Source organism: Ureaplasma miroungigenitalium (genome assembly GCF_025780085.1).
Taxonomy (GTDB): domain Bacteria; phylum Bacillota_I; class Bacilli_A; order Mycoplasmatales; family Mycoplasmoidaceae; genus Ureaplasma; species Ureaplasma miroungigenitalium.
Map to the genome: position 1 here is coordinate 350,295 of NZ_JAOXHL010000001.1, position 17,192 is coordinate 367,486.

General features: G+C 31.5%; 15 protein-coding genes. All 15 read right to left on the reverse strand.

The genetic code is table 4. From position 1 onward, the window contains the following. Positions 1-91: 91 nt before the first annotated feature. Positions 92-2,227 carry a heavy metal translocating P-type ATPase gene (locus OF376_RS01535; RefSeq protein ID WP_263821764.1) on the reverse strand — a complete coding sequence of 712 codons (2,136 nt, stop codon included), beginning with the start codon at positions 2,225-2,227 and terminating at the stop codon, positions 92-94. Positions 2,228-2,233: 6 nt separating this feature from the next. Then, the gene (locus OF376_RS01540; RefSeq protein WP_263821765.1) at positions 2,234-2,458 is read right to left on the reverse strand and encodes a copper chaperone; all 225 of its coding nucleotides are present in this window, start codon (positions 2,456-2,458) and stop codon (positions 2,234-2,236) included. 191 nt (positions 2,459-2,649) lie between these two features. Further along, positions 2,650-3,615: an ABC transporter permease gene (locus tag OF376_RS01545; RefSeq protein ID WP_263821766.1), complete on the reverse strand. Its 966-nt coding sequence runs from the start codon at positions 3,613-3,615 to the stop codon at positions 2,650-2,652. A 1-nt stretch (position 3,616) separates the two neighbouring features. Further along, entirely contained in the window at positions 3,617-5,794 is a 2,178-nt protein-coding gene (locus OF376_RS01550; RefSeq protein WP_263821767.1) for an ABC transporter permease, read from the reverse strand. Continuing rightward, entirely contained in the window at positions 5,787-7,349 is a 1,563-nt protein-coding gene (locus OF376_RS01555; RefSeq protein WP_263821768.1) for an ABC transporter ATP-binding protein, read from the reverse strand. Before OF376_RS01555 ends, OF376_RS01550 begins: the two co-directional genes overlap by 8 nt. Positions 7,350-7,386: 37 nt before the next feature. After that, complete coding sequence (locus OF376_RS01560) at positions 7,387-8,907, reverse strand: BMP family ABC transporter substrate-binding protein (RefSeq protein ID WP_263821769.1); 1,521 nt, start codon at positions 8,905-8,907, stop codon at positions 7,387-7,389. 117 nt (positions 8,908-9,024) lie between these two features. Continuing rightward, positions 9,025-9,831: a TatD family hydrolase gene (locus OF376_RS01565; protein ID WP_263821770.1), complete on the reverse strand. Its 807-nt coding sequence runs from the start codon at positions 9,829-9,831 to the stop codon at positions 9,025-9,027. A 1-nt stretch (position 9,832) separates the two neighbouring features. Further along, a complete protein-coding gene (mnmE, locus tag OF376_RS01570; RefSeq protein WP_263821771.1) occupies positions 9,833-11,149 on the reverse strand; it encodes a tRNA uridine-5-carboxymethylaminomethyl(34) synthesis GTPase MnmE in 1,317 nt (438 codons plus the stop codon). Between the two features lie 23 nt (positions 11,150-11,172). Then, entirely contained in the window at positions 11,173-11,907 is a 735-nt protein-coding gene (locus tag OF376_RS01575; RefSeq protein WP_263821772.1) for a hypothetical protein, read from the reverse strand. A 1-nt stretch (position 11,908) separates the two neighbouring features. After that, a complete protein-coding gene (gene tmk / locus OF376_RS01580; RefSeq protein WP_263821773.1) occupies positions 11,909-12,574 on the reverse strand; it encodes a dTMP kinase in 666 nt (221 codons plus the stop codon). Beyond that, a complete protein-coding gene (locus tag OF376_RS01585) occupies positions 12,574-13,419 on the reverse strand; it encodes an alpha/beta fold hydrolase (RefSeq protein WP_263821774.1) in 846 nt (281 codons plus the stop codon). The genes tmk and OF376_RS01585 overlap by 1 nt, the downstream gene beginning before the upstream one ends. An 8-nt stretch (positions 13,420-13,427) precedes the next feature. Beyond that, positions 13,428-14,909, reverse strand: a complete 1,482-nt coding sequence (lysS, locus tag OF376_RS01590) for a lysine--tRNA ligase (protein WP_263821775.1) — start codon at positions 14,907-14,909, stop codon at positions 13,428-13,430. A 107-nt stretch (positions 14,910-15,016) separates the two neighbouring features. Further along, positions 15,017-15,286: a 30S ribosomal protein S15 gene (gene rpsO / locus OF376_RS01595; protein ID WP_263821776.1), complete on the reverse strand. Its 270-nt coding sequence runs from the start codon at positions 15,284-15,286 to the stop codon at positions 15,017-15,019. Positions 15,287-15,415: 129 nt separating this feature from the next. Beyond that, positions 15,416-16,189, reverse strand: a complete 774-nt coding sequence (gene rnc, locus OF376_RS01600) for a ribonuclease III (protein WP_263821777.1) — start codon at positions 16,187-16,189, stop codon at positions 15,416-15,418. Further along, positions 16,182-17,192, reverse strand: coding sequence for a phosphate acyltransferase PlsX (plsX, locus tag OF376_RS01605; RefSeq protein ID WP_263821778.1), 1,011 nt, complete (start codon positions 17,190-17,192; stop codon positions 16,182-16,184). The genes rnc and plsX overlap by 8 nt, the downstream gene beginning before the upstream one ends.

Here is a 17,192-nt window from a genome sequence, read left to right on the forward strand (position 1 = left end):
ATGAAATTAACAAGAGCGTTTATTTAAAGAAAATAAACTATTTAATTATAACAAAAAAAGTCTATTAAGGAAAGGGTGAAAAAGCATACTTTTAGAGAAGTTTGCTCTTTATTTGTTTATCCTTGTGCATTTTTAAAGGTAAACTTTTGAAAACGATGGAGTTTCCAACAACAGCAATATCTGATGTTGTCATAATTAAAATCGATATAAAAGGGGGAATAATACCTAAAACAGCTAACGGAATAAATAACAGATTGTAACCAAATGCCCACAAAAGATTTAGTAAAATAAATAATCTTGTTTGTTTTGTAATTTTAATTAATTTAGCGATATTAATAATATCCTGATTAATTAAATTAACGTCTGATACCGCATTTGCTGCTTGATTTTCTGAGCCGGTCGCAATCGCTAAATCAGCTTGTTTTAGTGCCAGTAAATCATTAATACCATCCCCTACAAACATCACAATTTCTTTTTGCTTTTGAATCTTTTCAATAATGGCTGCTTTTTCTTCTGGTTTAACTTCAGCATAGTACTCATCAATCTGTAATTCTTTAGCTAAGCGTTGGACAGTTTTTTTATTGTCACCACTAATTACATATGTTTTAATTTTATAAGTTTTTAAAATTTGAATTGCTTCATAGGCATCTTGGCGAATTTCATCGCTAAATGTAATCATGGTCTTCACTACATTATTAACTGCTAAATAGACTGCCGAAACTAATTCATCTTCTGGTTCATTTATCTTTGAAATTTCGAGTTCATTAAAATCATATCCATGATCTAATAAATATTTTTTGTTCGTTAATATGTACTGATCTTGACCATTGTTGGCAATTATCCCTACACCCGCTCGTTCTTGAATTTCAACACTTTGATCGGCGATAATTATATTATTTTGTAAACAATAGGCGATGAAAGATTTTGCAAGAGGGTGTAATGAAACGTTTTCTAATTGATATATCAATGGTAGATACTGCTTGTCACCATATATTTTTTGAACTTTAAGAACACCTGTAGTCAGTGTTCCTGTCTTATCAAAAGCTACTGCAGTAACTTTTTTAATTTTTTCAAAAATCTGTACATCATTGAACACAATCCCATTGCGCGCTGCTTTAGCTGATCCAATCAAAACGGCCAATGGGATAGCAATCCCAAAGGCGCAAGGACACGATACAACTAAAACAGAAATCGCCACGTGCACCGCTTTATCATAGTCAACAATCAATCCATCTAAAGTTATTAAATGAGGATCAATATTATCACCAATCGCCACTTGGTGAGTATTAAAGAAGTAAACATCCCACATTTGAATACTTGGAATGCAAACTTGTAATACAAAAGATAAAATAGCCATGGCAATAATTAGGGGTGTAAATCAAATTGCTAATTTATCAGCAATCTTTTGCACCTTTGGTTTAGCTTTTTCGATATCGCTAATCTTGCTTAAAATTTTGTGGATTGTTGAGTCTAAATATTTTTTAGTGATTTTAAAGATAAAACCTTCACCTAAATTAATGCTTCCAGCTATTAATTCATGTCCTTTAGCTTTTAAAATAGGTCGTGCTTCACCTGTTAATGATGATTCATCAACATCAGCAAAATCAGATAATAATTGCCCATCGAAGGGGATGATTCCACCTTTAGGTACAAATACTAATTCGTTAACTTTCCCAGCAAAAACTACTTTTTTAGTGTGCGTTTTAGTGGTTTCGTCATAAGCATTGTACATTTTAATATCTAATTCATTTAACTTACTTAAATCTTGATTAGCTTTCAATTTGATACGAGCATTAACTAATCCCCCTACCAGCATAGTAGCTACGATCATACAGGCTGTTTCAAAAAAGCCCATGGTTTTGATTGCATAATGTATCTGATTGTTAATCAACGCGTATAAAGAATAGATATATGCTACAAATGTGGAAACAAAAACCAGCAGGTTTGAGCCAATTTTTTTTCATTTAAAAACTTCATAAAAGGCATCACGATAAAACCGATATCCTAAACCGAAAATAACAAATGAGCTCAGGCAAAAAATAATTCAGTTATAAATTAAAAATCCTTTCACTCCCATCACGTTATGTGATGAAAACATGAAAAGGATTTCAAAGATCATTAAAGGCAAACTAATGATCAACGCACTTAAAGCAATACTTAATTCTTTGACATATAACTTTTTAGCCGGTGATCATGAGTTTATTTTGTTTTTTATATTTTTAAACATAAGTTATTAATAAACAAATTCTTCTAATACAATATTGTCAAAGCCATTCTTTTTGATATCAGTTAATACAGTTTCTTTTTGTTCTGCTTGTTCATCGAAATGAAATGAAAAAGTTCGATCTAACAAATTAATGCTAATATCTTGATAATGTTTATTATCTAAAATACCTTGCAAATTATGTAAGCAAGAACCACAATTTAAATTGTTTGACGATAATTTAATATAAGTCATGATAAAAACCTCGCTTTTTTCATTTAATAACTATATTATAAACCCCGAAAAACAAAAAAGTCAATAAAATGTTCCACTTTTTTTGATTATTATATTTTTACGTATTTTAATAAGCTATAATTGAGATTTTTTTATCTTTATATGTTATAATGCCAAAAAAAATAAAAAAAGAGCCGTTAAGCTCTTTTTTTCTATCGTTTGGTTTTGTCAAAAGGTATCCCCGCGTTTTTGGGTGCATTCGAATACCTTGCAAAGGCTATCATTCCAATCATAGTAATCATATATGGAATGATTTTTATAATATGTGTGTAATGCTCGTTCTTGACGAGTCCAGGAATAATGTTTTTAATACTTGCAAAAACTATAGACATAATAATAATTAATGGAATCTTTCAACCACCAGCAATTAGAATGGCGATTGATAGGAATCCGATACCATCGACCGTTCCATAGAAGGCTGCTCCACGTTGATACATGAATAATCCTCCAGCGAATCCGGCAAAGATACTTGAAATCATAATAGCAATTCATTGGTATTTATGAACGTTAATCCCTTGAGCGTCTGCTGCGTTAGGGTTTTCCCCAATCGCATATAAACGTAAACCAAATGGTGTTTTCTTCATCATAAAGTAGAATGCGAAGATGATTAAGATAATCGCAATCAAAATAATTAAGGCACTAAAATAGAAGATTGGTTGACCATTTTTGTCATAGACTTCCAAGAAACCACGGAAGTCACTTGTTAAACTTGTTTTTTGATAATTTGTAATACTCTTGGCAATGGGGTTGCATACAAACGAAGCAACACCTGTAGCTAATAAATTAATCGCTGTACCAGCAATCATTTGGTCGGTTTTTAATTTAATTGTTAAAAATCCGAATAATAAACCAACCGGAATCGTCGCAATACCAGCGACTACTAGTGGCAAGATTAAACTATATTCAAAGTTTTTCCCTTCACTAAAAACCGAAGAGCTGTTTTTCATACTAAAGGCTACAATAGTGAAGAAGAGCGCACCAAAAATCATTTGTCCGTTTACGGAAATATTTACAATCCCGACACGTTCACTGAAATAACCACTCATTGCTCCTAAGCTAAAAACACCAATAAATAGAATCAGCGTTGTTAAGTTAAAGTCTAATGCTGTATAAGCCATTTTAAATAACCGCCTTTTCTATAATTTTTGTTTTATTTGCTTCAAGAGCTTGTTGATAAGAGGTTTTCAATCAAATCAGTAATAAACTATTTTGACTTGTCTCTAAACCAATTTTTTGCGCACGACGTAAACTAAATTTATAAACACGTTCAATGTTTTGTTTTTTAGGTAGTCGTAAGTGCTGACTCATATACGCTTTAGCTTCTCCGATGAAATCATTATTTTGATCAAGAAGTTTTTGATATTGTTTGTAAGTTTTTACATAAAGAGCGAAGATGGTTCTAAAGTGTTTATCTCGTCCTTTTAAATAAGCACCTACACGTAATCATTCATCATGCGTAATTTTTTGTTTGTGTGCAAGAATTTCGTAAATTGATTTAATTTCTGGATCAAAGTGACTTAAAAATTCATCTACATTAATCATTGTTTGTAATTTTTCTCAATTTTCGTTGGTAATTTCTTTTTTATCTGCAATTTCTTTGAATTTTGAATCTAAGAAAATGTGTTTGAAGTCAGCTAAGTTTTCAGCGTTAACTGATCATATTTCATAGTGATTACGACGAACATACATTAGATATTCATTGTAATCAAAACCGATTTCTTTAGAATGTTGTTTAAAGAAATTTAAAGCATTTCGTAACATTGTTTCTTTGTCTAAAAGTAATTTGTCACGTAAACCACTGATTTTTTTCGAGTGTTTTAAGGAAATACGTTGATAGAATAGTTTCGCTTTATGCAATGTTTGTTGTTCTGGGAAGAATGTTTTGTTAACACTTTGCATTAATCAGTGTTTTTGTAATTGTTGATAATTAATTTTTGTTGCTTGAACATATTCGTTATATGCTTTATCAAAGATTAATCCATAGTATTGATGAACTAATTTAATTAATAGCTGTAATTTTTCTTTATCGACGTTTGTGTTTTTAACGCGCGTTTTAATTTCACTTAAAGCATCTTTGTAGGCTTTTTTATGACGAACATAAAGTCCGTTATAAGAAGAGATAATAGCATTTAGTTTATTTTCATAATTCTTGTAATCATCTAAACCTTTTTTACCATACACTCAGCGAATGATGTAATAAATCGGGGTTATCTTCTCAAATAAAATAAACATGGCAGCCCCAATCATAATGAACGAAATAATTAATCCACTCACCTCAGCTGGGAAGGCTCCCCCTAAATAATCGGCCCCAAATTGTAAAAGACCGACGAAGAAAGCAATCGGAATGGCTGCTAGAGGATGGGCTAGAGAAATTAATCCAATGGCAATACCATCATAACCCTCGTTAGGTAGAATGTCCACGTTATCCTTTACAGCTACTGCTTGTCCTTGACTATTAGCTGTATAAAGAACAAATCCTAGAATACCAGCTAACATTCCTGAAATAGCAAATGTTGAAATTGCTATTGTTCGTGTTTTATAACCAGCATATTTAGAAGCGTCAAATGAACGCCCTACTGAAAGGATTTTTTGTCCGAAAACTGTAAATTTCAATAAGACAAAAACTCCAATCGCTAATATAATGAAAATTCCTAAAGCAAATAAATATCCATATCCGGGAACTAGGCCATTTAAAGCAAAGTTTCATTGAATGTTAACTGATCCTTGGGGAACAGTGGCATTTTGGGCATACAACCCATTATTTGCTTTTAAAATTGTGAATTTAGCAATAAAGTAAATAACTCAGTTTAAAAGAATTGAGGAAACCACTTCGTTAATTTTTAAAAAGATTTTTAAAATTCCAATAAAAATCGTAATCATGGCTCCAGAAATAAGAGCAACTAGGAATAATAAAAGTTGTCCTACCCCATTGGGCACATTTAGGTGGCTAATTTGCATATGCCGGACGACAACAATCATGACTAAACCAGCGCCAATCATTTGTCCTGAAATACCAATATTAAATAAACCGGCTTTAAAGGCAAAAATAAATGATAGCGCTGCAATTCCGACCACAGCAACCTTATTTAAATAAATTTCATAAGATCCAATTCATCTTGTAAATAAACGTTGTAGAAAATCTTTCGGATCATAACCAATAATTCCCATAAAAATAGTTACGGCAATAATGGAAATGAAAATGGCAAAAATTGTCGACAGAGTTTTTTTGTAATTATTTTTCGCTGGTAAACTACAAAAAATCTTATGAAACGCTAATTTGCGTGCGTATTTATGCATTGTGCTCACCTGCCATCAATTCTCCAATTCGTTGTTTTGTCATTTCTTGTGAACTTCCGTAACCAATGAAATGTCCATTATGAATTACAGCGATTGTGTCCGCAATACTTAGAATTTCATCTAATTCATAAGAAATTAATAAAACAGCGTTATTTTTTTGTTTTTCGCGCAATATTTGTTCATGTATAAACTCAATTGCCCCCAGGTCCAACCCTCTTGTCGGTTGAGCCATAATAATTAAATCATGTTTTCGTTCAATCTCACGACCAACGATTAATTTTTGTTGATTACCCCCACTTAGTGCTCGCGCTAGGTTGTCACCAATAACAGTCCCACGGACATCATATTTATTAATAATATCGATGGCTTTTTCTAATATTTTATTGTTATTTAAGAAACCATAATGACTATAGGGTGGTTGGTTAAGTTCTTGTAAAACACTATTCATCATAATAGTGTCATCTAGGATTAATCCATGTTTATGACGGTCTTCTGGAATATGTGAGAGACCATATTTGTACCGTTTCGCAATTGAAAATTTGGTAATATCGACACCGTTAAGAATAATTTTAGCTCCGCTGTTTGCGCTAGCTAAACCAGCAATAATTAATGCTAACTGGCTTTGACCGTTTCCTTCAACACCAGCAATCGCAAAGACTTCACCTTCGTGAATTTGAAAGTTTAACATCTTTGTTTCATCATTACTAGAAGCTTTTAGTTGCTTAAATAGGTTTAGGTTTTCAACCTTGAAGACAACTTTTTTACCTTCAGGTTGGTATTCATCCTCATTTTTAATTTCAACTAATTTTCGACCCACCATTAATTCAGCCATTTCAGGTATCGTTTTGTCTTTAACATCAAACCGGTCAATAAATTGGCCACGACGAATAACTGTTGCACTATCAGCCACTTGTTTAATTTCATTAAATTTGTGGGTGATGATGACAATTGTTTTACCGTCTCTTTTGAAGTCTAACAACATTTCTAAGAAGGACTGAATTTCGTCTTCAGATAGAACTGCTGTTGGTTCATCGAAAATTAAAATATCGATATCTTTATATAATAATTTTAAGATTTCTGTTTTTTGTTGTTGCCCAACCGTTAAATTGGAAACTTTCTTTTTAAGGTCTAATTTGAAATTATAAGACGAAATAATATTAGTTAGCTTACGAGTAATTGAACGTCGTGGAATAACATTCACAATACCAGCTTCTTCGCTTCCTAATATTATATTGTCTAAAACGCTTAATGAATCGATTAGTTTAAAGTGCTGATGCACCATACCGATACCGTATTTATTAGCATCTTTAGCTGATGAAAAATTGACAGTTTCACCATTAATTCTAATTAAACCTGAATCTTGTTTATAGATGCCGAATAAAATTGACATCAAAGTTGATTTACCAGCACCATTTTCACCAATAATCGCATGAATTTCATTACGCTTCACAAATAAATCTACATCTTTGTTGGCTACGATTTTTCCATTTAAGAATGTTTTGGTAATTTGGTGCATTTCAATTGCAAAAACATCGTTATTATTTTTGTTTTGCATTCGTTTGTAAGACTCCGTTAATTAATAAGATTTTGAATTATTTTTTTCCAGTTGGAGATGGAATAATAATGTTTTTAGTTTCGTAGAAACTCTTTAAACCTTCATATGTACTTTGGTTGAATGATTGGTCATCAATTCTAGAACCTGCATCACCCAATGCCACTTTTACCAATTTAGCTTTTTCGTCGTTGTTTTTAGCAGCGTTTCATGTATTTTTGAAGTTTTCTGATGATTTACGTTTTGTTTCGTCAGCATCAAGGAAAGTAGTTTCATTAAATTCATAAGGCATTTTAACACCATTTGCTCCGACATAAGTATTACTTACAGTTAATTTAGCGAATTGATTAGAATCTACTAAAGCATTAATTGCTGAATCATAATCAGTAACGTTTGGGATTCCCGCTGTTTTTAAAGCATTAATTAAGTATTTTTTCCCTGGTTCAGAAATTCCTACTAATGCTTTACCTTTAAAGTATGATTCTTGTTCAAATCCAACTAATGAGTGAGTTCCTAAACGTAAAGCATTTTTTGTTGCTTCACCTGTTAATGGTTTAGGGTCAAGAGCGTTAGTTACAAGTGCTTCAGCAGCTAATGAAACTTCTTTTTTAATAGAGAATAAAATTGTTTTACCTTCGTTAACTTGTTTGAATGTTTGGCTGTCTTTATTTAAAGTTACATTCTTTTCTTGATCAACGTCAACCCCAATTGCTAAAATTGGTCGAGCGCTATTTGTTGCAGCAGCATCAGTTACATCCACAGTTTGACCACCGGCTACAGGTAAAATAATATCTGCACCATTTGAAATTAATTGTGAAACAATTGTTTTAACAGTTCCTTCACCTGGACCTCATGCTCCTGAAGCATAGCTATTTCCAGCAGATGCTTGTTCAACTTTAATTCATTTTTTAATTGTTTTTGCATCTTTATCTTGTGGGATATCTTTACCCATAAGTTTTTCGTTAGCGTAATTTACACCTTCTTGGAATCCTTTAATAAAACTTAAAGTCGAAGCGTATCCTTGGCCAACAAATCCACCTCATTTAAGAGTTTTTTTCTTGTCGTTAGTGAAATCGCTTTGGTTAGCATTTAAGTAGTATGCAGCAGCAATCCCAGCAGCAAAACCACCGTGGTCTGTTCTAAATTCTACAGATGCAATTCGGTCATAATTTTTTTTTCCGTTATATTTTTGGTCAATTAATCCAACAACAGTTCCTTCTTTTAACCCTTCATCTTCACCTAATGAGTTAGCAAGTGGTTTGTCAAATGTATATCCTGAAGCTAGAATAAAACGAGCACCATCATCAATTAATGAATTCATTGTAGCAACATATGAAGATGTATTACTATCTGGTGTTGCTTTATAGAAAGTTTCTAATACATAAGTTGTAGTACCAGTTGTATTACCTGATGTGTTACCAGTTGTAGTACCAGTTGTAGTATCTTTACTATCACCAGATTCATTACCACAACTTGTAGCAATTGCAGCCACAGCACCAACTGTTACTGCAGTTCCTAAAAATCCTAATAAAAGTGATTTTTTAAATTTTGTTTTTTTCATTTTTTTGTTCCCTTAATTATCAACGTTTGTGAGTATTACTTTACTCATTCCTAATTATATAATAATTTTATTTATATATACAAGTTTATTAAAAAAGGTTAGCGCGTGCTAACCATATTATTTTTTAAATCCAAAAATTCGCAAAGCATTTGCTTTTAAAATGCTATACAAATCGCGCATCTCATACCCTAAAATTTCTGCCATTTTATTAGCTGTGTGCACTACATAATAAGGATAGTTTGTTTTACCGCGTAAAGGTGCGGGAGTTAGAAAGGGCGCATCTGTTTCAACTAATAAACGATTAATATTTACAGCCTGAATACATTGGTGTAGTTCACTAATATTGTTATTGTTCGTCGGTTTAAAAGTAATTACACCCGGGAAAGAAACATAATAGTCTAGGCTGTTGTAAATTAGTACATATTTGTATGCATCCGTGAAGCAATGAATGATAGCCTTCTTAATTTGATATTCCTGCAAAATCTCAATGGCATCATCATGAGCATTACGAATATGCAAATTCACTGGTAAATCATATTTTAAAGCTAATTCTAATTGTTTTTTAAATCAGTATTTTTGTACAGATTTATCATATGGTAATTCATGATAATAATCTAAACCAATTTCACCGATACAAACTATTTGATCACGATGTTCTATAATTAATTTTTCTAAAAACAATAAGTCTGCGTCTGTCATATCTGCTAATTCAGTTGGGTGAATGCCAATCGATGCAACAATATGTGCATATTTAGCAGCTTGTTTAACAGCTAATTCACACATAATTCGATCACACGAAACAATATTGAACCCAATTTTGTTCTCTAGCGCATGTTGAGCGATTTCATCAAACTCTTCTTGTAGTGGTGTCATATTGGTATGGGTGTGGGTATCGATTAAATCGATCATATCTCATTTTTTCATTTTATTTACCTAAACAAAAATTTGCAAATAATTCATCTAAGAAATCATATTCTTTATTTTCGCCTAATATTTCTAATAATTTTATGTTCGCAATTTCTAAATCTGCTAAAACCAAATCAATAGTTGCTCCGTTTTCTAAACTAACAATACATTGTTTCAACATTTCATGCACCTGTTTAAGCAAACCGATTTGGCGGTGTGATGATAAAACATTAACGTTTACATCGGCAAATTCATTAACTTTGAACTGTTCTTTAATACCATCAATTAGATCTTGAATATCATTTTTTTGTGCATTAATATAAATGTAACGTTGGTTAAATTTTGACTGTAAATCCTTTTTCGTATGCACAATTAAATGTACTCTATTTTTGATTTGATCATAAATCTTGTGATCTATTTCATCATTATCAATTAAATATAAAATTAAATCAACTTTGTCAATTAAATTTAAAGCCTTGTTTATCCCATACTGTTCAATCTGATCATCTGTTTGATGGATTCCTGCTGTATCAAAAAGTTTCAGGGTAAACCCATCAATATTAATAACTGTTTCGATGACATCACGCGTAGTTCCTGGGATATTTGTTACAATGGCCTTTTCCTCATTAGCTAGAGCGTTTAATAGTGTAGATTTACCAACGTTTGGTTGACCTATAATTAACACTTTAATACCATCATTAATTGGCATATAACGCGTTGAACGTTCAAGTAGTTGCTTAATATCAGCATTCATTATTAGCAACTTACTAATTAATGTTTGTTCATCAATTTCGGGTACATCATCATATTCAGGATAGTCAATATTAACCTGCATTTGCCCAATGATTTCAAAAAGTTGCTTACGCACTTTTTTTAAATCATCACCTACTCAACCTTTTAAAGCGTTAATATTGGCATTAATGGTTATTTCGTTTTGCGCGTGAATTAAATTATTAATGGCTTCTACTTTTGTTAAATCCATTTTTTTATTCATTAAAGCCCGACGGGAAAACTCTCCACGTTGAGCATATTCACACCCGTTTTTAATTAATAATTCAATAATCATATGAGCAACTAAGACACCACCATGACAATTTATTTCGATACTATCCTCACCTGTAAAACTATGAGGATTAGTAAAGGTATTAATTAAAACCTCATCATATGTTTTATGTTCGTCCTGGATATATCGATAAAATATCCTGTTTCCAACATAAGGGACTTTTTTGTTTAAGACCTTATTAATAATTTCAAAGGCTTTAGACCCTGAAATTCGAATAATATGAATAGCAGCATTTAGATTTGCTGTGGCTAAGGCGACAATCGTTGCAAACATAAGATGATTCCTTTCTTTGTGTATTAATAAAATAAGTTAATTAGCAAGGCTAACAAACTTGTTTTATTAAAGTTTAAGTCTTGATAAATATTAATCCATTCGTAGAGTTCGTTTTTTTGACTCATATTAAGGTTCAAAAAATAAAAACAATAACGTAGGAAGTAATATAAAACTTCGTTGGTTTGATTTTTAAATTCTTGTTTTAAAAAATTAAATTGATTAGGATCAGCTACTTTTTCAACTCAATCCTCAAAAAGTGTTATGGTCTTGTTTTGATTATATGTTTGATATAAAAGATAGTCATTAAAAACATTTAGAAGTTTAGGGTTAACTTGGGTGTCTGCATGACTTTTAATATTTTGAATACTGCATCGACTAGTAATCGTTTGCAAAACAGCGTTTAACTGATTAGTAGTAAAAAAACCATAAGTGTGTAAAGGTGGTTGTTCAATAAATTTTAAAAGTGAGTTACACACAGTGCTTGACGTTTGGTCAATATTAACGATTATATAAAATTTATCATTAAGAGCTTCTAAACCTTGCGTTAGGAAACGATTTTGTAGGTCTAAACTATCTTGTTTCTTCATTTTACTACCGTCGTAAATTAATAAGTCAGCATAATTATTACTTGTTAGTTTATTAATATATTCGGTTAGGTTCGGAATAGATTTTTCTTTTCAAAAGCTAATAATTTTTTCTTTAATGGCTTGCAGGTAATCAACTTGCGAATTAATAATCAATAAATTAGCGTGGTGCATATTAAACCTTTAAAATGGCCATTAATTGGTCATATGTTTCTTGAAAGACATCATCAATATTTTGGTTCGCATCAATAATAATGTGTCTGTTTTTAGGTTGGAAATATTGAGCAAATGCGTGATCATATTTTTCAATTAATGAATCATAAAAATCACTTTTTTGTTGATCATAGAAATTTAATTCACGATTTTTTTGATTACCAAGAGCAATTCGTTCCATAGCTTTTTTAGCATCCGCTTTAAAATAGAAAATATAATCAGCTCTAAAATCGTTGATTGTTATTTTATTAACATCATGAACTTTTTGCATGCTTGTTCGAGCGTCCGATTGATAAACTAATGATGAATGTACAAAACGGTCACAAATAATAATTTTTTGTTCTGCTAACGCAGGCTTAATTGTTTTCAGCAAATGCTCGTTACGACTAGCTGCGTACAAATAAGCTAATGTTAAATTGTCAAAAAAAGCTAAGTTTTGGTGAGTAAATGAGCGAATAGTTTCACAAGTTTGATTGTTATATCCGCCTGGCTCACGCGTAAAAATGAAAGCATCAATCAGCTGGTCTTGTGCTAGTTTAATCTTTAATTGTTCGATAATTGTTGTTTTGCCTGCTCCATCAATTCCTTCGAACACAATGAACAGTGGTTGTTGTTTAATCTTTGGCATTAGTGGTCACACTCAATATCACTTTCATCAAAGTCATTATGTTCAAAAAAACAAATAATCTTTTTGGCAAAAGCACTAGGTTGTTCAACGTGTGGTAAATGACCGCTTTCATCAAAATGAATTTGGTAAATTTTGTTTTTAGGACGGTTAAATTTCCGATAACTTCCATGCGGATCAATGATTTTATCGGCATCTCCATAAATTAAAAGGGTAGGTGTATTTTGTAAATTTGCTTGCGCTTTATTTAGTGTTATCCGCGTTTTAAAGGCAAAAGCCGTATTTAGCATTAATTTCTTTAAAAAACCAGGTTTTTCATGGAAAAGTCGGTGTTGTTTTTCAAAGCGGGTTTCCGGGTTTATGTTCGAATTATTTCGAAAATCATAATATAATAGTTCAACCGTTTTTGCTGGGTTGTTTTTTAAAAAACGGGGGAATAAATAAATTAAGTTAAAAAGATATTTATTAAAACCTTCATAATAGCTATTTGCTAAGACTAACTTCTTAATGCGTGTAGGAATCATCTGATTGACAAGACAACTAATAGCACCACCTAATGAATGGCCAATTAAATAAAATTCTTCTATTTTTAATTCATTCACAAAATCAACTAGACTTTTAGCCATTTCAAGAATAGATACCTTAGTTAATAATTTCGAAGAAGTTAAACCATGCCCTGGCAAACCAACATAATAGCAATCATAGTCCCGAAAATATTTATCTACTAAAAAGAAGTAATGAGGACTAGCGTTATACCCATGTACAAAAATTATTTTACCCTTACATGTTGCGGAGTCAACGGCTGGATTATAAAAATAATTCAGGGTATTTGTTTTAATTAATTCCATAATAATACCTAATTATTACGATCTTTCATGTGGGGGAATAATAGGACATTACGAATAGAGTCGTTGTTAGTTAATAACATAATCAATCGATCAATTCCAATTCCAAGTCCGCCTGTCGGTGGCATCCCGTATTCTAAAGCATATAAGAACTCTTCATCTAATTCATTAGCTTCGTCATTCCCTAAATCCTTTTCGGCGATTTGATTCATAAAACGTGTTCGTTGGTCAATTGGATCATTTAATTCTGCATAAGCATTGGCAAATTCCTTTTGACCAATAAATAACTCAAAACGTTCTGTAAAACGAGGATCGTTGACACATTTTTTAGTTAATGGAGATACATCAAGCGGATGTCCATAAACAAAAGTTGGTTGAATTAATTTTTCTTCTACAAATTTTTCAAAGAATAAATTGATAATATGTCCATAAGTTTTTTGGTGCTTTTCATATTTAACTTCGTATTTATCAGCTAAAGCTAAAGCTTCTTCATCGTTTTTAACTGCATAAAAATCAACACCAACATATTCTTTAATTAAATCCACCATGTGTTGTTTTTTGAAAGGTTGATTTAAATCGATGTTAAAACCACGGAAGAAAACGTTTTCAATTTTTAAAGTTTTAACTAAGTGCTTAATCAAATTCTCAGTTAAATCCATAATATAGTCTAAATCTTCATAAGCTGCATATAATTCAAGAGATGTAAATTCTGGGTTGTGTGTACTGTCCATACCTTCATTTCTAAAAATTCGACCAATTTCATAGACTTTTTCAAAACCACCAACAATGCATTTTTTCAAGGCAATTTCTGTAGCAATCCGTAAATAATAGTTTTTAGATAAAGTGTTGTGGAAGGTAATAAACGGTTTAGCAGCCGCTCCTCCTAAAACATCGTTTAATACGGGAGTTTCAACTTCTAAATAACCATCAGTATCTAAAAAATTACGAATTGTTTGAATGATTTTAGAACGCATCACAAATGTTTGTTTTGATTCATCGTTCATAATTAAATCTAAATATCGATGACGAGCTTTAATTTCTTCATCAACTAAACCATGGTATTTTTCAGGTAAAACATTTAAACACTTGCTTATCAATATGATTTTCGTAACATTCAATGTTAGCTCTTGTGTATTAGTCTTCATTGCTGTTCCGTGAACCTCAACGAAATCACCAATGTCTAACGCATTAAAAGCTTCAAAAACGTCTGAGCTAAGTTCTTTTTTGTTAATATAAATTTGAAATTTACCAGCAAAATCAGCAACAATTCCAAAAGTTCGACGAGTGTTCATTAAACGTCCGGCCATGACTACTTCTGCACTCGTTTGTTCATGCAACTCTTCTTTTGTAAAATGATTAAATTCGGCTACAAATTGCGCTGAATCGTGTGTTCTTTTAACCTTTGTAATTGCAAAAGGGTCTTGTTTATTTCCTTGTAATTGTGCTAATTTTTCACGTCTGATTATTTCTTGATCACTAAGTTTTCTTTCCATAAAATACCTTTCTCATTTGATTAATAAAAACAACCCATAATAAAATGGGTCTATATAATAATTATATAAAAAATACATTCTCTTTCGTAGAGAATGTATTGGATAAATTATCCACGTAAATTAAGTTGTTTAATTAGTTCACGGTATGCATTAATATCTTTACGTTGTAGGTATGATAATAAACGTTTACGGTGAGCAACTTTTTTATATAGTCCACGTTTTGAAATTTTATCTTTTTTATTAGCAACTAAGTGAGTTGTTAATGATGTAATTTCAGCCGTTAGAATTGCAATTTGAACTTCAGTTTTACCAGTATTTTCAGCTGATCCACCAAATTGAATTGCTAATTCTTGTTTAGTTTTTTTACTAACTGCCATATTTTTCTCCTTTGTTAAATAAAATAAACCATATACAATGTTAAACACGGAGTATGTCAAACAAAGCAAAGGTATAAACTATATTATTATAAAGAAAAAATGTGGTTTTGTAAATACCACATTTGTTCATTATTGTTTCGTTGATGACGGTTTTTTTGTTTTTGTTTGCAGGTTATTTAAAACTTCATATCCGCTCCCTGACAATTTTGCTAGAGCGTTGGCTGCTGCATCCTGTTCAGCATCCTTGCGATTAGGACCATAACCAATACCATATTTACTACCATTTCAATATAATGTTGCTTGTTTTAAATTATGAGATAATTCCTCATATTCATAACTAATAGTACTCAAAGAGTTCTTTTGAACAATCTCTTGAAAAATAGTCTTGTAATCTTTCAACGAATTAATTTGTCCTTGTTTATAAAAATTAATTAAGGTTGCATCAATTATTCGTTGTGCTTTTTTAATCCCTTGATCTTGAGCAACAGCTCCAATAAAAGCCTCGAAAACGTCTTCATAGATTTTATCCATATTAGCTTTTTTGGAATTTTCTTTATTATTGAATTCAGCACCGTTCCCAAAAATAATTAAGTTGTTCAAGCCAATTAATTGGGCCGCTTGCGACAATGTCGCTGAGCAAACTAACTTAGAACGAATTCTTGTCATTTCGCCTTCGTTTAATTTTTTATTAGTATGTTTTTCAGTTTGCGAGAAAACAAAGTTTGTGACAATTCATTGAATACAAGCGTCGCCTAAAAATTCCAAACGCTGATAGTTATAATCTAAATTATTCTCATTAGCGTAAGTTTTATGTGTTAAGGCTTCAATATAAATGCTGAGTTTTTTTGGTTCAATATGTAATTTTTTTAAAAACTTTCTGATTTCAGAAAGATGTTTACTCATGTTCTCTTTGGTCATAAAATCGTTTTAAATTTTCAGTTATTTCCTCTAATGCATTATTTTTAATATTATCATATAAGACATTTAGCGAAGCGCTAAATTGTTTTTCATCAGCTGATCCGTGAGCTTTTACTAAAATGCTTTTTGTACCTAAGACAAATGCACCAGCAGTGTTTCGGTAATCAAAAAATGATTTCATTTTTTTAAAAATTGGAATCGAAAATAATGCTGCTAGGCAATGACGTTTCTTTTTATATTCTTGTTTCAAGAAACTAGTCAGTGTTTTTGCTGTACCTTCTAAGGATTTTAAAACTAAATTCCCACTAAACCCATCAGTAACAATCACGTCTGCTGGATGTTCAAGGATAGTTTTTGGTTCAATGAAACCTTGGTAGTTTAAATTTAATTCTTTATCATGTTCTTTAAATAAGGCGTTCGCCTTCTTAACTAAAGCATTACCTTTAATTTCTTCTGAAGCTATGTTTAAGATTTTCACCACGGGGTTAGTAACTCTTTTAGCTGCGATAACTTTCGCCATGATTGCGTAGTTTAATAAATCATATTCGTCCACTTCAATTGAAGCTCCTACGTCCAATAGATTCAAGCCAACACCATCAACAGTTGGCACAAAAGGCATGAAAGCGGGTTTTTTAATATGATCAATTAAGCCTATGATACTATAAGCATAATATACAAATACAGCCGAATTAGCAGCAGATAATAACCCTTGGTAAGAAGAATCGTCTTTTAATTTCTTAAAAGCCATTGATAAAGATGAATCACGCTTATGACGAATACTCAATACGCTGTCATCTTGACTAATAAATTCATTAGCATGTAGAATAGGAAATTCGTTTTGACTAGTAAATAGAGGGCGAATTAACTGTTCATCACCTACTAAAGTAATTTCTACTTCTGGATGTTTTTTAACAAAGTTGCGGGCTGCATTAATCGCGTGTGATAGTGGATTTTCATAACCCATCACATCAAATAAAATTTTGTACAT